This window comes from Nocardioides sp. YIM B13467, assembly GCF_042788075.1.
Classification (GTDB): domain Bacteria; phylum Actinomycetota; class Actinomycetes; order Propionibacteriales; family Nocardioidaceae; genus Nocardioides.
Genome location: NZ_JBHZPJ010000046.1, coordinates 2983921 through 3004809, shown reverse-complemented (window position 1 = coordinate 3004809; position 20889 = coordinate 2983921). Strand labels below are relative to the sequence as shown.

The 20889-nt window shown below is 69.5% G+C and carries 22 protein-coding genes and 1 riboswitch; of the genes, 14 read left to right on the top strand and 8 right to left on the bottom strand.

Translation table 11 applies throughout. The annotated features are described in order from the left end of the window. Nucleotides 1–24 precede the first annotated feature (24 nt). Nucleotides 25–1101, bottom strand: a complete 1077-nt coding sequence (locus ACFX43_RS21520) for a saccharopine dehydrogenase family protein (RefSeq protein ID WP_378834542.1) — start codon at nucleotides 1099–1101, stop codon at nucleotides 25–27. A gap of 70 nt (nucleotides 1102–1171) precedes the next feature. Between ACFX43_RS21520 and ACFX43_RS21515 the strand changes: the two genes are divergently transcribed. Beyond that, nucleotides 1172–2119, top strand: coding sequence for a GlxA family transcriptional regulator (locus tag ACFX43_RS21515; RefSeq protein WP_378834539.1), 948 nt, complete (start codon nucleotides 1172–1174; stop codon nucleotides 2117–2119). On the opposite strand, the gene ACFX43_RS21510 is transcribed toward ACFX43_RS21515, so the two are convergent. Next, nucleotides 2120–2731: a TetR/AcrR family transcriptional regulator gene (locus tag ACFX43_RS21510; protein ID WP_378834535.1), complete on the bottom strand. Its 612-nt coding sequence runs from the start codon at nucleotides 2729–2731 to the stop codon at nucleotides 2120–2122. Nucleotides 2732–2787: 56 nt separating this feature from the next. Between ACFX43_RS21510 and ACFX43_RS21505 the strand changes: the two genes are divergently transcribed. From ACFX43_RS21505 to ACFX43_RS21495, 3 genes are read left to right on the top strand one after another with little or no spacing between them, the layout of a single operon-like run. After that, nucleotides 2788–3273, top strand: coding sequence for an FBP domain-containing protein (locus ACFX43_RS21505; RefSeq protein ID WP_378834533.1), 486 nt, complete (start codon nucleotides 2788–2790; stop codon nucleotides 3271–3273). A gap of 56 nt (nucleotides 3274–3329) precedes the next feature. After that, a complete protein-coding gene (locus tag ACFX43_RS21500; protein ID WP_378834530.1) occupies nucleotides 3330–4016 on the top strand; it encodes a hypothetical protein in 687 nt (228 codons plus the stop codon). Beyond that, on the top strand, nucleotides 4003–4818 hold the full coding sequence (locus ACFX43_RS21495; protein ID WP_378834528.1) for a hypothetical protein: 816 nt from the start codon (nucleotides 4003–4005) through the stop codon (nucleotides 4816–4818). The genes ACFX43_RS21500 and ACFX43_RS21495 overlap by 14 nt, the downstream gene beginning before the upstream one ends. Before the next feature lie 107 nt (nucleotides 4819–4925). Here the strand turns inward: ACFX43_RS21495 and ACFX43_RS21490 are convergent, their stop codons facing one another. From ACFX43_RS21490 to gcvT, 3 genes are read right to left on the bottom strand one after another with little or no spacing between them, the layout of a single operon-like run. Next, complete coding sequence (locus tag ACFX43_RS21490; protein WP_378841059.1) at nucleotides 4926–6332, bottom strand: L-serine ammonia-lyase; 1407 nt, start codon at nucleotides 6330–6332, stop codon at nucleotides 4926–4928. 48 nt (nucleotides 6333–6380) lie between these two features. Further along, entirely contained in the window at nucleotides 6381–6752 is a 372-nt protein-coding gene (gene gcvH, locus ACFX43_RS21485) for a glycine cleavage system protein GcvH (RefSeq protein ID WP_378841056.1), read from the bottom strand. Nucleotides 6753–6772: 20 nt separating this feature from the next. Continuing rightward, nucleotides 6773–7876 carry a glycine cleavage system aminomethyltransferase GcvT gene (gene gcvT, locus ACFX43_RS21480; protein ID WP_378834526.1) on the bottom strand — a complete coding sequence of 368 codons (1104 nt, stop codon included), beginning with the start codon at nucleotides 7874–7876 and terminating at the stop codon, nucleotides 6773–6775. Between the two features lie 159 nt (nucleotides 7877–8035). Next, nucleotides 8036–8131: riboswitch (glycine riboswitch) on the bottom strand. Nucleotides 8132–8240: 109 nt separating this feature from the next. Between gcvT and ACFX43_RS21475 the strand changes: the two genes are divergently transcribed. Next, nucleotides 8241–9272, top strand: coding sequence for a CobW family GTP-binding protein (locus ACFX43_RS21475; RefSeq protein ID WP_378834523.1), 1032 nt, complete (start codon nucleotides 8241–8243; stop codon nucleotides 9270–9272). Nucleotides 9273–9281: 9 nt separating this feature from the next. On the opposite strand, the gene ACFX43_RS21470 is transcribed toward ACFX43_RS21475, so the two are convergent. Beyond that, nucleotides 9282–9962 carry a Crp/Fnr family transcriptional regulator gene (locus ACFX43_RS21470; RefSeq protein WP_378834519.1) on the bottom strand — a complete coding sequence of 227 codons (681 nt, stop codon included), beginning with the start codon at nucleotides 9960–9962 and terminating at the stop codon, nucleotides 9282–9284. Nucleotides 9963–10105: 143 nt separating this feature from the next. Continuing rightward, the gene (locus ACFX43_RS21465) at nucleotides 10106–11131 is read right to left on the bottom strand and encodes a LacI family DNA-binding transcriptional regulator (protein WP_378834517.1); all 1026 of its coding nucleotides are present in this window, start codon (nucleotides 11129–11131) and stop codon (nucleotides 10106–10108) included. A gap of 181 nt (nucleotides 11132–11312) precedes the next feature. Between ACFX43_RS21465 and ACFX43_RS21460 the strand changes: the two genes are divergently transcribed. The 5 genes from ACFX43_RS21460 to ACFX43_RS21440 are packed head-to-tail and all read left to right on the top strand — an operon-like array spanning nucleotide 11313 to nucleotide 17146. Further along, on the top strand, nucleotides 11313–12614 hold the full coding sequence (locus ACFX43_RS21460; RefSeq protein WP_378834509.1) for an ABC transporter substrate-binding protein: 1302 nt from the start codon (nucleotides 11313–11315) through the stop codon (nucleotides 12612–12614). 8 nt (nucleotides 12615–12622) lie between these two features. Beyond that, nucleotides 12623–13576: a carbohydrate ABC transporter permease gene (locus tag ACFX43_RS21455; RefSeq protein ID WP_378834503.1), complete on the top strand. Its 954-nt coding sequence runs from the start codon at nucleotides 12623–12625 to the stop codon at nucleotides 13574–13576. 3 nt (nucleotides 13577–13579) lie between these two features. Next, complete coding sequence (locus ACFX43_RS21450) at nucleotides 13580–14431, top strand: carbohydrate ABC transporter permease (RefSeq protein ID WP_378834497.1); 852 nt, start codon at nucleotides 13580–13582, stop codon at nucleotides 14429–14431. 35 nt (nucleotides 14432–14466) lie between these two features. After that, nucleotides 14467–16104 carry a glycoside hydrolase family 13 protein gene (locus ACFX43_RS21445; protein ID WP_378834494.1) on the top strand — a complete coding sequence of 546 codons (1638 nt, stop codon included), beginning with the start codon at nucleotides 14467–14469 and terminating at the stop codon, nucleotides 16102–16104. A gap of 37 nt (nucleotides 16105–16141) precedes the next feature. Continuing rightward, nucleotides 16142–17146, top strand: a complete 1005-nt coding sequence (locus ACFX43_RS21440) for an LLM class flavin-dependent oxidoreductase (protein WP_378834490.1) — start codon at nucleotides 16142–16144, stop codon at nucleotides 17144–17146. Here ACFX43_RS21440 and ACFX43_RS21435 read toward each other — a convergent pair. After that, nucleotides 17130–17903: an IclR family transcriptional regulator gene (locus ACFX43_RS21435; protein ID WP_378834484.1), complete on the bottom strand. Its 774-nt coding sequence runs from the start codon at nucleotides 17901–17903 to the stop codon at nucleotides 17130–17132. The genes ACFX43_RS21440 and ACFX43_RS21435 overlap by 17 nt on opposite strands. Nucleotides 17904–18031: 128 nt before the next feature. Here ACFX43_RS21435 and ACFX43_RS21430 point away from each other — a divergent pair, with 128 nt between their 5' ends. The 4 genes from ACFX43_RS21430 (at nucleotide 18032) to ACFX43_RS21415 (ending at nucleotide 20885) form a co-directional block, all read left to right on the top strand. Beyond that, a complete protein-coding gene (locus ACFX43_RS21430; RefSeq protein WP_350719973.1) occupies nucleotides 18032–18796 on the top strand; it encodes a CoA transferase subunit A in 765 nt (254 codons plus the stop codon). 1 nt (nucleotide 18797) lies between these two features. Further along, complete coding sequence (locus ACFX43_RS21425; protein ID WP_378834476.1) at nucleotides 18798–19427, top strand: 3-oxoacid CoA-transferase subunit B; 630 nt, start codon at nucleotides 18798–18800, stop codon at nucleotides 19425–19427. 57 nt (nucleotides 19428–19484) lie between these two features. Continuing rightward, nucleotides 19485–20006: a cell division protein FtsQ gene (locus ACFX43_RS21420; RefSeq protein WP_378834471.1), complete on the top strand. Its 522-nt coding sequence runs from the start codon at nucleotides 19485–19487 to the stop codon at nucleotides 20004–20006. A gap of 63 nt (nucleotides 20007–20069) precedes the next feature. Then, nucleotides 20070–20885 (top strand): YcnI family protein, encoded by an 816-nt coding sequence (locus tag ACFX43_RS21415; protein ID WP_378834467.1) that lies wholly within the window; start codon nucleotides 20070–20072, stop codon nucleotides 20883–20885. The last annotated feature ends 4 nt before the right edge of the window (nucleotides 20886–20889 follow it).

Below are 20889 nucleotides of genomic sequence, written 5' to 3'. Positions count from 1 at the left end.
ACGGGCCGGTCCGCCCCACGGGATTCATCCAACCTGAAACCCGTGAAGCTCGTGGTCGGACGGAACCGGGCGGGCGAAGTTCGCGTCGGACTGCACGACGATGGCCTGACCGTCGCGCTCGAGCGCGTCGAGCACATCGGCGGCCTCGAAGATCTCCCCCGGTGCCCCGGCACCAGAACGACGGCGGCGGCCGTCGAGGAGCCGGACCGCGCCCTCGACCACGATCGGCGCGGTGACGGCGTAGATGTCGCGGCCGGTCGCGGTGATCCGCTTGACGTCGGCGCCCTGACGTACGAGGACGTCCACGGCGAACCGCTGGGCCGAGCGTCCGGACTTGTCGCTCGCGGTCGGCTCCGGTGTCGCCTCGTCCCGGAGCTCGGCGAGCGGAGCGCTGTTGAGGTAGGAGCGGAGCGTACCGACTTCGAGGTGGTTGTTGATGGTGATCACCTCGGAGAACGGCAGCTCCACCACTGACTGCTCGCCCAGCGGCTCCGGGTAGGACCAAGCGCCGGTCGGCGCGGGGTCGGGCAACGGGACCAGGGAGCCCTCGCGGATGACCAGGCGAGTCGCGGTGTTGCGGGCTCCGGTGATCCGGGTGCCGGCGGTCGGCCACCAGCGGTCCAACCCGATGGCGACCTCGACCTCGTCGGCCGACGAGCCGCCGAGGACGGCGGTCACGAGCAGGTCGGCGAGGCCACCGTAGAACGCCATCGCCGGGACCACGGAGACGTCCATGTCTCTGGCTTGGGCGTCCAGCTCGCGATAGAGCGCCTGTACGACCGGCTGCTCGGCGGTGACGTCGAGATAGTGGGCACCGGACTCGACCGCGGCCCGGGCCAGTGGGAGGGCGGTGTCGAGGAAAGGCCCGGCGCAGTTGATGACCGCGGCAACGCCCGCGATCGCTTGCCGCAGTCGCTCGGGGTCGTCGAGGCCGACGACTCGGCTTTCCAGGGCGGCATGGCGGGGCGCGACGTCGGCGAGACGCTCCGCGCTGCGGCCGGCGAGGACCGGGGTCAGCCCGCGGCGCACCAGTTCATCGACGACGAAACGCCCGGTGTGACCGGTGGCGCCATAGACCAGGACTCGCTCATCTGTGTTCATGGCTCCATCCTCGGGCCCGAGGATCTACTCAACGAGTGTCTGAAACGACGTACTACGTACACTTTGCGACATGCCTCGGCTTGCCCTCGTCCTGCACGGCTCATCGATGCTCTACGAGGTCGCGATCGCCGCCGAGATCTTCGGCGGCGACCACTCCGACCTCGCTCCCGGCGGTGAGTGGTACGACGTTGTCGTCTGCACCCCCGACGGCGCACCGCACCCCTGGCTGGCCGACCTGCCGACGGCCTCCTACGACGCGACCGCTGAGGTCGACACCGTCGTCGTCCCGTCCTCGAACGATCTCGACGACAACCCCGATCTCTCGCTCCTCGAGGCGCTACGCGGCGCCCACGAGCGCGGCGCGCGGATCGCGTCCCTGTGCACCGGTTCGTTCGTGCTGGCCGCAGCCGGGCTGCTCGACGGCCGGGTCGCCACGACCCATTGGTTGCACGCCGACGAGCTCGCCCGGCGCTATCCGCAGGTCGACGTCCGCCCGGACGTGCTCTACGTCGATGAGGGCGACGTACTCACCTCGGCCGGCAAGACCGCTGCGCTCGACCTCTGCGTCCACCTCGTACGCAGCGACCTCGGCGCCGCCGCGGCCAACGCGATCGCCCGCAACCTCGTCGTCCCTGCCCACCGCAACGGCGGACAGGCGCAATTCATCACCCCACCCGCGCAGCCTCGCGTTCCCGACGGCCTCGCGCCCACGCTGGAGTGGGCGCGCGCCCGACTCGACCAGCCGCTGACAGTCCGCGACCTGGCTGCCCACGCCGGCCTCAGCACCCGCCAGCTCGCCCGACGGATGCAGGCCGAGCTGCAGGCAGGGCCTCTGGACTGGCTGCACCACCAGCGCATCTCGCGCGCCCAGGAGCTCCTCGAGCGTACCGACGCCTCGATCGACCAGATCGCGGGCAGTTGCGGAATGGGCACAGCGGCCACGCTGCGCCGCCACTTCCACCGCACTCTCGGCGTGACTCCCACGACCTACCGGACGACCTTCCGGCTCGCCGACTGATCAGTCGCCCCGACCGAGCGCCATCCACCCGAGAGTGCGGTCCAGTTCGCCGAGGGCTTCTGGCCAGGTGACCTCGCTCGGGGGGTCGCTGTGGGCGAAGCTGCCGGCGACCTCGAGGGTGACGTAGCCGTGGATGAGGCTGGACATCAGCCGGACGGCGTACGTCTCGCTGGTCTCGGCGATGCCGTAGCTGCGGACGACAGTGAGGGCGAGGTCGGCGTTGCGGCGGCCGGCGGTGATCGCGTCGTCCACGGAGGGCGGGGCCGGATTCGCGTCCGGTGCGGGTGGGATTCGTTGGCGGGTGGTGGCGTCGTAGCGGCCGGGTGAGCGGCGGGCGAAGTCGCGGATGGCGTCGGCGTACGCGAAGAGGAGGTCGCGGCCCTCCCTCACGGCCATCGCGGTGCTCGTGATGTCGGCGAGCTCGTCGAGGACGTACGCGGTGACGGCGGTGCGGAGGTCGGTGGCTCCCGAGATGTGGGAGTAGAGGGTCGGCGACCTGACTCCGAGATGCCGCGCGAGGACGGAGACCGTGACGGCGTCGAAGCCCAGCTCGTCGGTCAGGTCGGCGGCGGCCGCGATCACGGCGCTCCGGTTCAGCCCTGGACGGCCCATCAACCCTCCCCGATAACGAATTGCCTAATAGATGTAGGAAACCTAGCATCATTGGCATGAAGCCGCTGACCGAGACCGACGTACGCACCTGCTTCGTCAACCTCACCAAGGGTGCGACCAAGCGCCTCAATCTCCCCACTGACCTGGCCGAACGGCCATGGGAGGACCTCGACTACCTCGGCTGGCAGGACCCGAAGGCGCCGCAGAACCACTACCTCGTCACCGAGCACGACGGCAGGCTCTGCGGGGTCGCCCTGCGGGCCTCACGCGAGACGCGGGGCCCGCGGAAGACGATGTGCGCGCTGTGCACGACGGTCGGTGATGTCGCGCTGCTGGTCGCCTCGCGCGCCGGTCGCTCCGGACAGGACGGCAACTCGGTCGGCACCTACATCTGTGCCGATCTCGACTGCTCCCTCAAGGCGCGCAACAAGCGCAAGCTCGACAGCCCGGTCATCCACGAGACCCTGAGCGTCGAGCAGAAGGTCGACCGGCTGCTCGGCAACCTCGACTCGTTCGTCGCGCGAGTACTCCGGCCCTCCTGAGATCCCGACCACGCTCGCGGTTTACAGATAACAACCGGAAGAGGCAGTATTCTGTTATGGCACTCAGGGGCGACATCCTGACGACCCAAGAGGTATCCAACCTCTTGGGCGTCGAAGCGCGCCAGGTCCGCGTCCTCGCCGAAACGGGGTCCATCACCCGCGTCGCCCGCGGCATCTTCGACCGCACATCGGTAGAGCGCTATCGCGCCGAGCGCGGCTCGGGCCGGACACGGACCTGGGCCGAGCGCACTGCCTGGGGAGCGATCGCAATGCTCTCCGGCGCGGCGCCGAAGGACCTCGGGGATGTCCAGAAGTACCGGCTCCGCGCCACCCTGCGGGAGATCACCGACCCGACCGAACTGGCGATCCGGTTGCGCGACCGCGCGACTGTCACTACGTGGTCCGGCCACCGCTCCGTCATCGGGCGCGTCCGCGAGGAGCTCGTCATCCCCGGCCGCCAGCGGCTGGGGCTCGTCGAGGACGACACCGTCGTCGACGGCTACATCCATGCAGACCGGCTCTCCGACCTCGTGAGCCGCCATCGGCTGAGCGAGGACACCACCGGGTCCATCACCCTGCGCTACACCACGATGGACATCGACTTCATCACCTACCTGGCACGCCTCAACAGAACGCTCGCCGCCGTCGACGCCGCCACCTCCCTCGACCCGCGCGAGCGGGGCGTGGGAGAGCAAGTTCTGATCAGCCGGTTGGAGTTGTTCCGCGAGAATGTCGGACAGTAAGCACCCCGGCATCGAGCGCCCAACCGTCGATATCGCCACCGCCGTCGGTGGATGGCCCGACCCGTGGCCGAACGTCGCCGAGATCGCCACGGTGCTGCCGACCGACAAGTGGACCCTGGTCGGCGGCCTGATGACCCAGTTGCACTCAATCCACCACGGCCTGGGCATCGTACGCCCGACCAACGATGTCGACATCGTGCTGCACATCGAGACCTCCCGCGGCGTCGCCTCCGAGACCGCGACCGCACTGCGTTCCCTCGGCTACGACCTGCGTTCGGCCGTCGATCCGCGTGACAACACCGCACACCGCTTCTACCGCGGTACCAGCAAGATCGATCTGGTCGCCAGCCGTCACGATGAGGAACCGGAGGACCTAGTCGACGTCCTGGTCTCCGACCACCACGCTCCGAAGGTCACCGAGCGGCTCGCGGGACGTGACATGGTCCGCATCGAGGGTGGCACGCAAGCACTGCGGCGCACTATCAACGCACGTGTGGAGATCGAGCCCGGCACCATCACCACAGTCTCGGTGCCCAGCGCGTTCGGCGCACTCATCTTGAAGGCCGCCGCCTACAAGACCGACTCCCGCGACCGTGACCGGCACCTGCGCGACGCCGTGGCCCTCCTTGCCTGCATCGAGGACCCGTTCGCCGAGCGCGAGGGCTTCACCGGCTCCGACCGATCCCGGCTCCAGACGCTACGCACCCGGCTCACCCCGGACGACACCTCTTGGACCGCACTGACCGGCCGGGACCGGATCGACGCCGCGACAGCCCTGGAGATCCTCACGGCCGAGGACTGAAGCAGGCCGGCGGCAGACTGTGTTGGTCTCGACACGCCTCCGCCTAGCTGCTCCGGCGGCTCGACCAGCGGGGACTGGGTCTCGACAAGCTCGACCACCGGGAGGGCTCAGCACTCGATGACGTTGACCGCGAGGCCGCCGCGGGAGGTCTCCTTGTACTTGACCTTCATGTCGGCGCCGGTCTCGCGCATTGTTTTCAGCGCCTTGTCCAGGCTGACCTTGTGGGAGCCGTCGCCGTTGAGGGCGAGGCGGGCGGCGTTGATCGCCTTCACGCTGGCGATGGCGTTGCGTTCGATGCACGGGATCTGCACCAGACCGCCGACCGGGTCGCAGGTGAGGCCGAGGTTGTGCTCGATGCCGACCTCGGCGGCGTTCTCGACCTGCTCCGGGGTGCCTCCGAGCACCTCGCACAGAGCTCCGGCGGCCATCGCGCAGGCCGAGCCGACCTCGCCCTGGCAGCCGACCTCGGCGCCGGAGATCGAGGCGTTCGTCTTGCACAGGATCCCGATGGCGGCGGCGGTGAGCAGGAACCGGACGATGCCGTCCTCGATCGCGGCCTCGTCCAGGCCGGCCCGCGGCGCCACGAAACGTACCCAGTAGTGCAGGACGGCGGGCACGATGCCGGCCGCGCCGTTGGTGGGAGCGGTGACCACCCGGCCGCCCGAGGCGTTCTCCTCGTTCACCGCCAGCGCGAACAGGTTGACCCAGTCCATGACCCGGAAGGGGTCCTGGGCGCCGGCTCCGGAAGCCAGGTCGCGGTAGAGCAGCGGCGCCCGGCGCGGGACCCGCAGACCCCCAGGAAGTACGCCGTCACTGACCGGGTCACGGTCGCAGCCGGCCTGCACGCAGTCCGCCATCACCCGCCAGATCTCCAGGAGACCGGCACGGACCTCGTCGTGCGTACGCCAGGTCAGCTCGTTGGCGCGCATGAGGTCGGAGACCCGGAAGCCCTCGCGCTCGCAGGTGCTGAGCAGCTCGGCGCCGGTGGTGAAGGGGAACCGGACGCGCGAGTGATCGGGCACGATCCGGGCGGCGCCGGACGCGTGCTCGTCGACCACGAAGCCACCGCCGACGGAGTAGTAGGTCCGCTCGCGGCTCACCTGCCCTGAGGTGTCGTAAGCGGTGAACACCATGCCGTTGGGGTGGCCCGGCAGGCTCTTGCGCCGATGCATCACCAGGTCGGTGCCGCCGTCGAAGCGGATCTTCCTGTGACCGCCGAGCGACAATTCCCCGCGCTCGCGGATGGCCGCCACCCGCCCGAACGATGCCCGGGTGTCGACGGTCGCCGGCTCCTCACCCTCGAGGCCGAGCAGGACCGCGCCCTCTGAGCCGTGCCCGTGTCCGGTCGCGCCGAGCGACCCGAACAGCTCGGCCTTCACCCGCGTGACCGCGTCCAGCTGCCCGTCCTCGACGAGGCCATCGACGAAGATCTTCGCCGCCCGCATCGGTCCCACGGTGTGGGAGGAGGACGGCCCGATCCCGATCGAGTACAGGTCGAAGGTGCTCAAGGTCATCGCCACGACCGGAGCGGGGGCGCCGCTGAGATCAGCGGTCACGACGGTTCACTCCTCGATCAGAGCGTCATAGGCCGCGGCGTCGAGCAGGTCGGTAGCGCCCGAGACACGCATCTCGAAGAGCCAGCCGGCGCCGAACGGGTCGCTGTTGATCAGCGCGGGATCCTCGACGACGGCCGAGTTGATCTCGAGGATCTCGCCGTCGGCGGGCGCGAAGAGGTCGCTGACGGACTTCGTCGACTCCAGCTCACCGCAGCTCTCTCCCCCGGTGATCTTGCTGCCCACCTCGGGCAGCTCGACGAAGACGATGTCGCCAAGCGCCTCGGTGGCGAAGGCGGTGACACCGACGCGCGCGACATCGCCGCGGGTCTCGATCCACTCGTGCTCGGCGGTGTACGACAGGTGGGACGGGTTGCTCATGGCGGTGCTCATTTCCTGGCTCATTTCTTGGAGTAGAAGGGAAGATCGACGATCTCGGCGTCCTCGCGGCTGCCGCGCACGTCGACATGGACCTTGGTGCCGGCAGCGGCGAGGTCGGGCCTGACGTACGCCATCGCGATGGGGTGTCCGAGAGTCGGCGATGGGGAGCCGCTGGTCACCACGCCGATCTCGTCGCCGGTGGCCGGGTCCACGACGGCGTAGCCGGCCCGCGGCGAACGGCGCCCGGCGGCCACCAGGCCGACGAGTACGCTGCGCGGGCCCTCGTCGCGGCGTACGGCCAGGGCGGCATCGCCGACGAAGCCGTCGGGCTTGTCGAAGGAGACGACCCGGCCCAGGCCCGCCTCGAAGGGGGTCGTCTCGCGGTTCAGCTCGTGACCGTAGAGCGGCATGCCGGCCTCGAGCCGCAGCGTGTCGCGGCAGGCGAGCCCGGCGGGCAGCAGCCCGTGCGGCGTACCGGCCTCGGTGATCGCCTCCCAGACGGCCGTGGCCGAGGAGGGCGCGCAGTAGATCTCGAAACCGTCCTCGCCGGTGTAGCCGGTGCGGGCGAGCAGGACGTCGACCCCGGCTACCGTGCCGGCGTCGATGGCGTAGTACTTCAGGGACGGGACGTCCAGGTCGGTCAGGGCTGCGACGATCGCCGCGGAGGCGGGCCCCTGGACAGCGATCAGTGCCCACTCCGCGGAGGCGTCGCGGACCACGGCGTCGTACCCCTCGGCCCGCTCGACCAGAGCCGGAGCGACCACGTGGACGTTGCTCGCGTTGGCGACGACCAGGTAGCGCTCCTGCTTCAGCCGGTAGACGACCAGGTCGTCGATGATGCCGCCGTCCTCGGCGCAGATCATCGAGTAGCGGGCGCGGCCGAGGCCGATCTTCGACGGCCGACCGACCAGGGCGCGGTCGAGGGCGCGTCCCGCCTCGGGGCCGGTCACCTCGATCTCGCCCATATGGGACAGGTCGAAGAGGCCCGCGGTGGTGCGTACGGCATTGTGCTCGGCGGTCTCCGAGCCGTAGCGGACCGGCATGCTCCAGCCGGCGAAGTCGGTGAACGAGGCGCCGAGCGCCTGGTGGAGCTCATGCAGAGGGGTAGGGACGGGTGAGGTCATGTGCGGGAGGCTCCCTGCTGATGGGTGCCGACAGCCGCGGCACCCGTGGACGGGTGACCTCCCCGCTCTGTCATCGCTACCTGAGAGCTTCACCGCCCGAAAGGGGCGATTTGCACCGTGGGTGCAGGATCCAGCGGATCCTGTCTTTCCAGAGGTCGCCTCACCACAGCGGTCATTGGGCCTGAGAGATTCTGGGGAGGTTTGCTCCTTCGGCGCCTCACCCGGGATGGGCAAGGACTCTCCCGCTGCGGTTCAAGTGGCGGATGTGAAGTTGTGCGGCACAACCTAAAGGTCTGGCCACCCCGGTCGTCAAGACGTGACCCCATTAACGGGAACTGTTCTCATCGGGCCCTACGATGGCCCGATGCCGACCAGCGCCAGCAACCGGGTTCCCGTGGTCATCCTCACCGGCCATCTCGGGTCGGGCAAGACCACGCTGCTCAACCATCTGCTGCGCCAGCCCGGCGCCCGGGTGGGCGTGGTCGTCAACGACTTCGGTGACATCAACGTCGATGCCGGCCTCGTCACCGGGCAGATCGACGAGCCGGCCTCGATCGCCGGCGGCTGCCTGTGCTGCCTGCCCGACGCCGGCGGCCTCGACGATGCACTGGAGAAGCTGACCCACCCGCGGCTCGCGCTCGACGTCGTCATCGTCGAGGCCAGCGGGATCGCCGAGCCCGGCACGCTGGCCCGGCTGGTCCGGTTCAGCGGGGTCGAGCGTGTACGCCGCGGTGGGCTCATCGAGGTCGTCGACGCCTCGGCGTACTTCGACACCCTCGATGACGGCCGGGGCCCGGCGCCGGTCCGGTTCGCGGCCGCCTCCCTGGTCGTGATCAACAAGACGGACCTGGTGCCGGCCGGCGAGCGACCCGAGGTCCTGGCCCGCATCGAGCAGCGCGTGCGGGAGCACAACCCCGAGGTCCACGTGGCGTACGCGGTGGGTGGCCGCATCGACCCGCGGCTGGTCTACGACGCCGCGGTGCCCGAGGACCCGCCCGACGAGCTGCCGATCGCCGCGCTGCTGCGCGAGGCGGCCGAGGACCACGAGGCCCATCAGCACGCCCGGGCGGTCACCGTGACGACGCCGGGCACCATCGAGCCGGCTCGACTGGTCGACCTGCTCGAGGAGCCGCCGGCGACGGCGTACCGGGTCAAGGGGACCATCGCCGTCGCGACCGGCCAGGGACCGCGCAGCTACCAGGTGAACCTCGTCGGACGCAGCGCCCACATCGCCGCCACGCGGACGCCGACCACGGCGAGCGAGCTCGTGGCCATCGGCCTGGAGCTCGAGACCGACCCGGTCCGGCAGCGTCTCGCGGAGGCCCTGGCCCCGGCCGAACGGCCGAGCACCGAGGGCCTTCGCCGGCTCCGCCAGCTGGTCCGGGTCAGCCTCTGACCAGCGGAATCAGCCCGCGCGGCGGACGATCCGCTCCATGTCGGTGATGATCACCGAGCGCGACTCCAGCCGGACCCAGCCCTTGGCCGCGAAGTCGGCGAGCGCCTTGTTGACCGTCTCCCGAGCCGCGCCCACGAGCTGCGCGAGCTCCTCCTGGGTCAGGTCGTGGCGTACGTGAAGGCCCTCCTCGGTCTGCTCCCCGAACCTCTCGGCGAGGTCGAGCAGGGCCTTCGCCACCCGGCGGGGTGCGTCGGCGAAGACCAGGTCGCCGATCACGTCGTTGGCCCGGCGCAGGCGGCCCGACAGCAGGGCGAGCAGCCCACGGGTCACGCTCGGACGCCCGTCGAGCAGGCGCAGCAGGTCGTCGTGCGACAGCGAGGCGAGCTCGACCTGGTCGGTGACTGCCGTGACGGTGGACGAGCGCCGACCGGGGTCGAAGAGCGACAGCTCGCCGAACACCTGGCCCGGCCCCAGAATCGCCAGCAGGCTGTCCTGCCCGTTGGCCGCGGCACGGCTCAGCTTCACCTTGCCGTCCACGACCGCGTAGAGCCGGTCGGCGGCGTCGCCCTCGTGGAACAACACCTCGCCGCGCCGGAGGCGTGTCTGACCCATCATCGCGAGCATCGCCGTCATCGACTCGTCGTCCAGCTCGCTGAAAAGCGGTGCGTGCCGAAGCACGTCTTGATCCATTACCCAGCCGCTCCTGTCATCCTTTTACCGAAGACATCAGCCTAGCCAGATCCGGGCCTTTGACAGCGGATGTGTGTCCCGCATCGCAGGCGCTTGGAGTGCGTTCTTCGCCACACTCGGCTCCCGCACACACGAGCATGCGATCAGGCGGGCCGCGGAGCGGCGGTGGTTCGACGCACCACCAGCTGGGTGTCCACCGTGACAGACAGCGCAGTGTCTTCCTCGTGCCGAAGCAGGCCGAGGAGCATCTGGGCGGTCAGCACGCCCTGCAGACGTGCGTCCTGCTTGACCGTGGTCAGGTGCAGGAGAGCGGCGTGTGGATGGTCGTCGATGCCGATGATGGATATGTCTTCGGGAATCCGCAGACCGGCGTCCCGGATGGTGCGCATGGCGCCGAAGGCCACTTCGTCGGAGTGAGCGTAGACGGCGGTCGGGAGCTCGGGCGCCGAGAGCAGCTGGGCCATTGCCGCAGCGCCCTGCTCGCCACCCCAATCGGTGGTGACCACGAGCGACGGGTCGGGCTTGATCCCCGCGTCGGCCAGAGCGAGATGGTAGGCGCGGCTTCGCCCGGAGGGTTGGCGCGGCTGGTCGGGGTCTATCGCCTCGATCATCGCGACCCGCTTGTGGCCGAGCCCGAGGAGATGTCCCATCGCCTGCCCACCGGCTTTGAGGTCGTCGATGCAGACGTGCGGATACACCTCGTGCTGGCCGCCTGCGGCGACGACCTGGACGCCGAGCATCAGCTCGAGGCTTCGGCGCTCCGCCTCCTCGACGGGGAAGCCCACGACGATGACGGCGTCGACCTTCCGCCGGGCGGGCAGGCGCTCGAAGAAGGACGTGCGGTCCTCCAGGTTGCCGACGTGATAGAGCAGCACATCGAACTGGGACTCGCGCAGCACTGACTCGATGCCTTCGAGGATCGCACCGAAGAACCAGCGCGAGAGATGCGGCGCCACGACCGCGACCCGACCCGTGGAGCCCTTCTTGAGCCTCGAGGCGTCGGGGGAAACGACGTAGGCATGCTTCTTCGCGACGTCCAGCACCTTCTGCCGCGTCGCAGGAGAGACATTGGGCATGCCGCTGAGTGCTCGTGAGGCCGTCCCGAGGCCCACCCCCGCTATCCGGGCGATGTCCGCCAACGTCAGCTCGCGTGGCAACTCAGAGTCCATGTCGAGCATGATACGTGACCAGCTGGCAACGTTTCCACCTAACTCGCGGCTCGAGTTCACGCTCCCCTCTGAGGTCTTGACAAGTCCTGGTGACCGGGATCACAGTTGTGACTGGAAACGATTCCAGGCCATCCAGACAGGAGTAGACATGAGGCTGATGCGCAGACTTAGAGCCCTGGGGGTGACAGCTGCGATCGTCGCCGTGGCGTCGGTGTCGGCGTGCGCCGGGCCAGGCGGCGAGGCGCCTGCGACGGATGTGAGTCCGACGAACGTACGAACCGACGTCGGCGAGCAGGAAGCGACAGTCACGCTCTTCACGGCGGCCGGGCTCGAGGACTACCAGCAGGCGCTGGCCGACGCCTTCATGAAGGAGCATCCAGCCATCACGGTGGAGCTCCAGGTCGAGGCCGACAACAACTACAACACCGTGCTGCCCAGACTGCTCGCGTCGGACAGCCCGCCGGACCTCGCTCTCGTAGGCGATCTGAGCGGCGCGGTCCGTGACGGGCTCGTCACCAACCTGGATGCCTACGACGCCGCATACGGGTGGAACGAGAAGGTGCCGGCCAGCGTGCTGGACGCCGGACGCGTCCAGGGTGGCGAGATCGGCTCCGGCTCCCTCTATGTCGGTGGCGGTGCGGCCGGTCCGCTGGCCGGGGTGTTCTACAACCGCGACCTTGCCGAGAAGGTCGGGATGACGAAGATCCCGCAGACCCTCGACGAGTGGGAGGCCGTGATGGCGAAGGCCAAGTCGATCGGAATCACGCCGATCGTCGCGTCCAACGCCGACGGTCTCATCGGGCACCTGTACAACCTGCTGCTGGGCGACTACATGGGGGCGCAGTCGGTTCTCGACGTAGCGTGGCGCAAGCCCGGTGCCTCTCTCGACACCACGGAGGCGACCGAGGCCACCGCCCGCCTGCAGAAGTGGGCGGACGCCGGCTACTTCAACACCGACGCCAACGCGATCAACCAGGACGCCTCCTACGGCCGGTTCGCCGCTGGTGAGGGATTGTTCATGGTCCAGGGCACCTGGATGACGCAGTCGCTGCCGAAATCCTTCGATGGCAAGTACGGCGTCTTCCCGATCCCGCCCGTCGAGGCCGGCGGTCCGCCCATCAGCATGACCGCCAACACCCTGGCCTTCTCCATCGCGGCCCGCTCGGACCACAAGGACTCGGCCGCCCTGTTCCTGGACTTCCTCACCTCGCCCGAGGCCGCCGCGGTCGCAACCGACAACGGTTACCCGGCGGCGAACGCGACCGACCAGGACCCGCTGACGCTGGACGCCGACGTCGAGAGCCAGATCCAGGCCGGGTACGCCGCCGTCACCGCGTCCGACGGGTTCTTCACCTGGATCCAGAACTCCGTCCCTGCGGTGAACACCGACCTGCCGGTGCAGCTACAGCTGCTGATCAGCGGCAAGGCCGAGCCCGAGGACGTGGTCGAGCACCTTCAGAAGTCCTACCAGAGCGGCTTGTAGGAATGATGATGACCGACGTCAGCACATCCATCCCGACAACGCCGTCGCCGACGATCTCCGAGCCGCGACGACGGCCGCTCCCCCGCCGGCGGATCCGTTCAGCGGCCCGGCGCTGGAGCGGCTGGCTCTTCGCGCTGCCCGCGCTGGCCTTCTACGGTTTCTTCAATCTCCGCGCGGTCCTCCAGTCGGTCTGGTACTCGCTCTACGACTGGAACGGCATCGGTCCATCCACCTGGGTCGGCCTGGACAACTACGTCGCCATCCTCACCGACCCCGAGCTGCTCGAGCCGTTGCTCCACGCGCTCGTGCTGATCCTGTTCTTCACGGTCCTCCCGGTGTGCTTCGGCCTGGTGGCGGCCGCGACGATGCAGTCGATCCAGGGCCGGTTCACCGGGGCGTTGGCGCGCACCGTGTTGTTCCTCCCGCAGATCATCCCCGGTGCCGCGGCGGGTGTGGCCTGGACCTGGATGTACGCCGACAACGGCGTCGTCAACCAGGTCCTGCGCCTGATCGGCCTCGGCGGATTCACCCGTGCTTGGCTGGGCGACTTCGACTGGGCGCTGGTGGCGGTCGGTTTCATCGGCACCTGGCTGTCGACCGGTTTCTGCACGCTGCTGCTGATGTCGGGCGTGGGCAAGATCGGATCCCACCTCTACGAAGCAGCACGTCTGGACGGAGCCGGCGCGGTCGCACGCTTCCGCCACATCACCGTCCCCGGTCTCAAGCAGGAGATCGGGGTGTGCACGACGGTGACCATCATCAGCGCGCTCGCCAGCTTCGACGTGGTCTACCTGGCAACCCATGGCGGCCCCGGCGGCGCCACCATGGTCCCGGGGGTCAAGGTCTACGACCTCGCCTTCAGCGAGAGCCGGCTCGGTGACGCCTCCGCCCTCGCCGTGGTCCTGGCGCTGCTCATCATCGCCATCATCCTGCCGCTCCAACGTCTCTTCCGAGAGGACTGACCCGTGGCCGTCGTATCGCCGTCCGTAGTCCGCGCACCTGCCCTGCGCCGCCGGGGACCCGGAATCGCACTGATCCTCATCGCAGGCGTCTACTCCATCGTCCCGCTGGTCAGCATGCTCTCGGCTGCCCTGGCGCCGCAGGGGACGATCCCCGACGGTCTGTCCTGGCCGACCGATCCGCAGTGGCACAACTTCGTCGACGCCTGGACCGTCGCCAACGTCACCACGCTGCTGAAATCCAGTGTTCTCATCGTGCTCGGCGTGGTGCCTCTCTCCGTGCTCATCGCAACCATGGCGGCGTACGCCATCACCGTGCTCAGGATCCCGTTGGGCCGGGCGTTCTACCTCCTCCTGCTGCTCACGCTCACCCTCCCGTACGAGATCGTGATCGTGCCGCTCTACCAACAGGTCAACCAGCTGGGTCTGCTCGACAGTCAGCTCGGCCTCATCCTGCCTCTGGTCGGTCTCAACATGCCGTTCGCCGTCTTCTGGATGCGAGCGCACTTCCTGAACGCCCCGGCGGAGCTGACCGAGGCCGCCTCGCTCGACGGCGCCGGACCATGGAGAGCACTGACACATGTCCACCTGCCGCTGGCCACGCCGGCCGTGACCTCACTGGTGCTGCTGATGTTCCTGTCGACCTGGAACACCTTCCTGCTCGCCCTGGTCCTGGTCAACGACCCCAACAAGCGCACGATGGCCGGCGCCCTGCAGGCGTTCCAGTCGAAGTACAGCACCGACATCGTGCTGCTCAACGCGGGCGCCCTGCTCCTGATGGCGCCCACGATCATCGTCTTCCTGCTGCTCCAGGGCCAGTTCACCAAGGCTCTCCTCCAGGGAGCCACCAAGGGATGACGTTCCACCACCTCAACCACGCAAGGACCACTGCCATGACCTCCGACTGGTGGGCTGATGCCGCCGTGTACCAGATCTACCCCCGAAGCTTCGCCGACTCCGGCGACGACGGCCTCGGCGACCTCCGTGGCGTCACGTCCCGCGTCCCCTACCTGAGCTCGCTCGGCATCGACGCGGTCTGGCTGAGCCCGTTCTACCCCTCTGCTCTTGCCGACGGCGGGTACGACGTCGACGACTACCGGGACGTGGATCCGCGACTGGGCACCCTGGACGACTTCGACGAGATGGTCACCGCGCTCCACAGCGCGGGCATCAGGGTGATCGTCGACCTCGTCCCCAACCACACCTCCGACAGGCACGCCTGGTTCACCGAGGCCCTGGCCGCGCCCAAGGGCTCGCCGGCTCGTGACCGGTACGTCTTCCGCGACGGCACGGGCCCGGACGGGGCCAGCCCGCCGTCGGACTGGCAGTCCATCTTCGGCGGGTCCGCCTGGGCTCAGGCCCCGGACGGGCAGTGGTACCTGCACATGTTCGCGCCCGAACAGCCCGACCTGAACTGGGACAACCCCGAGGTGCGTGCCGACTTCCTCACCACGCTGCGGTTCTGGGCCGACCGTGGTGTCGACGGGTTCCGTATCGACGTCGCTCACGGCCTCACGAAAGACCTGTCCGAGCCGCTCACGCCCACGGCGGAGCTCCCCGACCTGGCCGATGCTGACGGCTCCCACCCGCTGTGGGACCGCGACGAGGTCCACGACATCTACGCCGAGTGGCGCCGCGTCTTCGACGAGTACGACCCGCCGCGAATGGCTGTGGCCGAGGCCTGCGTGGCGCCGTCGCGTAGGCACCGGTACGTAGGCGTGGACGGACTTCACCAGGCCTTCAACTTCGACCTCCTCGAGGCCGCCTGGGACGCCGAGGAGTTCCGCGCCCGCATCGACCGGCAGGTCGCCGAGACCGAGAGCGCCGGCGCCTCCGCCACCTGGGTCCTGTCCAACCACGACGTCGTACGGCACGCGACTCGATACGGGCTGCCCGGGGCCGAGGACAACCCGCGGGAGACGGCCGCCGCTTGGTTGCTCAGCGACGGCACCGAGCCTCCGCTCGACCGTGATCTCGGGCTCCGGCGCGCCAGGGCTGCCACCCTGCTCACCTTGGCTCTGCCCGGCTCCGTCTACCTCTACCAGGGCGAAGAGCTCGGCCTCCACGAGGTCGGCGACCTCCCGACGGAGCTCATCCACGATCCCGAGTTCCGAAGGTCAGGTGGCACACGGAAGGGTCGGGACGGCTGCCGTGTGCCGATTCCTTGGACCAGCGATGGGCCGTCGTTCGGGTTCTCGCGCGGGACTCCACATCTGCCACAGCCCGAGTGGTTCGCCGACTACTCCGTCGCCGCCGAGGATGCCGACCCCCACTCCACCCTCGAGATATACCGACGCGCGTTGGCGCTCCGGTCGAAGCTGCGAGGTCGTGGCTTCGCGTGGCACGACGAGACCCGACCTCAGGCGCTCCACTTCGTCCGACCCGAAGGCTGGGACTGCATCACCAACTTCGGTTCACGGCCGGTCCCGCTGCCCGAAGGAACGATCCTCTTCGCCAGCGCACCGATCGACGGTCGCCTGCTGCCGCCGGACACGACCGTGTGGTTCCTCAGCGGCGAGACACCGACCTGATTGCTTGATACGGGCCGGGAAGTGTCGGAGGTCCGGCGTGGTTGAGGCTGTTGTGAAGCTCTCCATGCTGGACCGGTCCCGCACGCGGGTGGGGTACGCCGAGGGCGCTGCGCTGACTCACACGATCGATCGAGCGGTGGCGGCCGAGCGGCTCGGCTACCACCGGTTCTGGGTCGCCGAGCACCATGCGGTGCCGGGGATCGCGTCGGGGTCACCGCCGGTGCTGATCGGTGCGCTCGGTGCGCACACCTCAACGATCCGGCTCGGATCGGGCGGGGTGATGCTGCCGCACCACCAGCCGCTGGTCGTCGCCGAGCAGTTCCTCATGCTCGACGCGCTCTATCCCGGCCGGATCGACCTCGGTCTGGGACGTACGTTGGGCTTCACCGCACCCGTACGCCGCGCCCTGCGCCAGGATCTCGACGACCCCGACACGTTCGCCGAGGACATCGAGGAGCTCCGCGGCTTCCTCGACCGCACCGCGGCGGTCACCGCCCGGCCCGCAGCCGCCCATCAGATCCCGCTGTTCGTGCTGGCGACCGGGCGGGGCGTCGCGCTCGCTTCTCGGCTCGGGCTGCCGGTCGTCGTGGGCGGTCCGGTGCTGGACAGCCCGCGGCTGAACGAGGTGCTGGGGGCGTACCGGAAGGACTTCCAGCCCTCCTCGCGAGCGGCCGAGCCTTCGGTGATCGTCTCCGTCGACGTCCTCGTCGCGGACACCGACACCGAGGCCGCCGAGCTGGCCCTGCCGGAGGCCTGGGCGATGGCAAGGTCGCGGCAGACCGGCGAGTTCGGTCCGCTCGAGCCGGTCGCGGCGATCCGTGACCAGGCCTGGTCGAACCAGGTGCGCGAACGGGTCGAGGCGCATCTGGCGCGTACGACGGCGGGATCTGCCGAGACCGTCCGGCGTCGTCTCGACCAGCTGGCCGAGGCCACCGGAGCCGACGAGCTCCTCGCTTTCACCTCCACCTACGACCGCGACGCCCAGCTCGCCTCCGACGCCGCGCTCGCCGGGATCATGATCGGGACTACGAGCCGGAGCTAGTGGTCAGGGTGTGGGCGGTCTCCAGGAGGAGGCGGCCGAGCTCGGCCTGGCGCGGGGGTGCGAGGCGGGCCTCGATGCCGGTGATGCTGAGCGCCCCGTAGGGCTGGCCGTGGGCGTCGAAGACGGCGGCGCCGAGGCCCCAGCTGCCGACCACGATGAGACCTGGGTTGACCGCGAAGCCGCGCTCGCGGGTCGCGGCGACGCGTTCGCGCAGGGCGTCGGCGGAGTGCTGGTCGCCGTAGGCGCCGACGAGGTCGGTGCGGGCCAGGTAGGCCTCGCGCCGCGACTCCGGCAGGAAGGCGAGGATCGCCAGGCCGGCCGAGGCGACGCCGAGCGGGAACCGGATCCCCTCGTGGAGCACGTGGGAGCGGATCGGGAAGCTGCCGTCCTCGCGCAGTACGCAGATCGTCTCATCGCCGCGCCGGATCGAGAAGAAGGCGCTCTCCCCCGTCTCCCGCGCGATGCGCAGCACTGCCGCCCGGGCCGCCGGGGTGATGTCGTGGCGGGTGGTCGCGGCGGCACCGAGCAGGAAGCATTCCGGGCCGAGGTGCCAGGCGCCGGTGTCGTTGTCGCGCTCGACCAGCCCCTCCTCCTGGAGGGCGCTGAGCAGCCGGTGGGCGGTCGGGCGCGGGATGGCGGCGGTCGTCGCGAGGTGGGTGGTCGTCGCGCCCTCCGGCTCGCGCGCGGCGAGCAGCCGCAGCAGGTGCGCGCTGCGGCGGATCACGCTGGGCTGGGTCGCGCCGGGACCGGGTTCCATGGGACGTACGATAGGCGACGTCCATTCAGTGAACGCATCTGCGGCAGCGAGGTCGTTCAACGAGAGATCGAGCGTGAACTCGCGCTCATCTATTGACCGAGCGGCCTGCCCACCCTTGACTGATCATCATGGACAAGGTCATCTCCTCAGCCGCCGAGGCGGTCGCGGACATCCCGAACGGAGCGACCCTCACGGTCGGCGGTTTCGGGCTGTGCGGCATCCCGTCGGTGCTCATCAATGCTCTGCTCGAAGCCGGTGTGACCGACCTCGAGGTCGTCTCGAACAACGCCGGCGTCGACGACTGGGGCCTGGGCCTGCTGCTCGGCGCCGGACGCCTGCGGCGGGTCGTCGCCTCGTACGTCGGTGAGAACAAGGAGTTCGCGCGGCAGTACCTCTCCGGCGACCTCGAGGTCGAGCTGACCCCGCAGGGCACGCTCGCCGAGCGGATGCGCGCCGGCGGCTCCGGCATCGCCGCGTTCTACACCCGCACCGGCGTCGGCACACAGGTTGCGCAGGGCGGGCTGCCGTGGAAGTACGACGACGCCGGCAACGTCATCAAGACCTCGCCCGAGAAGCCCGTGATGACCTTCGAGACGCCTGACGGCGAGAAGGAGTTCGTCCTGGAGGAGGCCATCGTCGCCGACTTCGGCATCGTCCGCGCGTGGAAGGGCGACCGCCACGGCAACCTCGTCTTCAAGGACTCCGCCCGCAACTTCAACCCGCTGGCCGCGATGGCCGGCCAGATCACGATCGCGGAGGTCGAGGAGCTCGTCGAGCCCGGCGAGATCCCGCCGAACGACGTCCACCTCCCCGGGGTCTACGTCCACCGCGTGGTCCCCCTGACCCCCGAACAGGCCGCCGACAAGCGCATCGAGAAGAGGACGGTCCGCTGACATGGCATGGACACGTGAAGAGATGGCCGCCCGCGCCGCCGCGGAGCTGTCCGACGGCGACTACGTCAACCTCGGCATCGGGCTGCCGACGCTGGTGCCCAACTACGTCCCCGACGACGTCGAGCTGGTGCTGCAGAGCGAGAACGGCATCCTCGGCACCGGCGCCTACCCGACCGAGGACGCCGTCGACCCGGACCTGATCAACGCCGGCAAGGAGACGGTCACCGTACGCAAGGGGGCGAGCTTCTTCGACTCCGCCACCAGCTTCGGGATGATCCGCTCCGGCAAGATCGACGCCGCGATCCTCGGCGCCATGCAGGTCTCTGCTTCGGGCGATCTGGCGAACTGGATGATCCCCGGCAAGATGGTCAAGGGCATGGGCGGCGCGATGGACCTCGTCCACGGCGCCAAGAAGGTCGTCGTACTGATGGAGCACGTCGCCCGCGATGGCTCCTACAAGATCGTCAACGAGTGCTCGCTGCCCTACACCGGACTCGGCGTCGTGCAGCGCATCATCACCGACCTCTGCGTCCTCGACATCACCCCCGAGGGCCTGCGCCTCGTCGAGCTCGCCCCCGGCGTCACGCTCGGTGAGGTCGAGGAGAAGACAGAGCCTCCGATCCTCCGCTGACCGCCCGAGAAGGCCCGCGCGTCGGTCGACGCGCGGGCCTTCTCGGCATCTGCGACAATGTGCGGCGTGGATTTGAGGGTGGTGCGGCCGACGCGCGGGAGCGTGTGGCTGGCGCTGCTCGCGGCCATCGAGATCACCACCGGGTCCAGCTTGGCCCACCTGGCCGGCGGCGGGGAGCTGCCGGACGCGTTGTGGCTGGTGGCGACCGGGTTCGCCGCCTTCGGCGCCGGGGTCGTCGTGCTGCAACGACGGGTCGGGATCGTCTTGGGCGCGCTGCTCGCCGGCGCGGCGCAGCTGGGGATGCACGAGGCCTTCGAGGCGTACGCGGCACCAGCCGCCCACATGCACAACGCCGGCTCGGGCGATACGTCGATGCTGGTCGCGCACACCGCTGCCGCAGTGCTCACCGTGGTCGTCTGGCTGCTGCACCGCCGGGCCTGGCAGGTCATCGCCCGGGCACTCACGACGATCCGGAACCCGATCCCGTTCCGCCTGCCGGTCCAGGCGCAGCCGGTGGTGCCTCGCACCGGGCTGTGGACGTACGTCGCTGCTGGCCGGGGTCCGCCGGTCCTCGCCTGAGGACCCGACCCCGACAACTGGGCATCGCCCATCAGCAGACACTCCACAGAAAGCAACAACCCAATGTCTCGACGTACCCTCACGCGCCTCGGCGCGCCCGCCGCCGCTGCCGCGGCCGTCACCCTCCTCGTCGCCGCTCCGGCCTCCGCGCACGTCACGGTCACCCCGACCGAGACGGCGGCCGGCGCCTACACCGTGCTGACCTTCAGCAACGGCCACGGCTGCGAAGGATCGCCGACCAAGCAGGTCACGATCCAGGTCCCCGAGGGGATCAACGACGTGACGCCCACGCGGCAGCCGTTCTACGACGTCAAGGTCGTCACCGAGAAGCTCGCCGAGCCGATCGAGGACGCCCATGGCAACAAGGTCACCGAGCGCGACTCCACCGTCGTCTACACCGCCAAGACGCCGCTGCCCGACGGTCAGCGCGACGCCTTCGAGGTCTCCCTGCAGCTGCCCGAGGAGGAGGGCACGCTCGCCTTCCCGGTCATCCAGACCTGTGTGAAGGGCGANGCGGCGGTCGGGTTCCAGCCCGACTCCTTCTCCCAGAGCGGCTCGAGGCAGGAGAACTGGTCCATACCCCAGCCGAAGTCGCCGAGCATCGACTTGGCGATGTCCTTGGGGTTGCGCAGATCGATCTCGATCTCTTCGACGCCGGCGATGGCCCGTACGTCGTTGCCGGCCGACAGGGCGGCCTGCTTGCCGGGGTCGGCGACCTCGCGGCGGTCACCGGCCGAACGCGACAGGGAGGTCTCGTTGCCGCGGGCGGCGGACTCGGCCTCGATCGCGGCGCGCTGGGCGTCGGTGAGCTCGGGGATGTCGGCGGCTGCCGACTCACCTGCGCTGAGCGTCGGGTCGTCGGTGGCGGGGCCGGTGTAGGCCA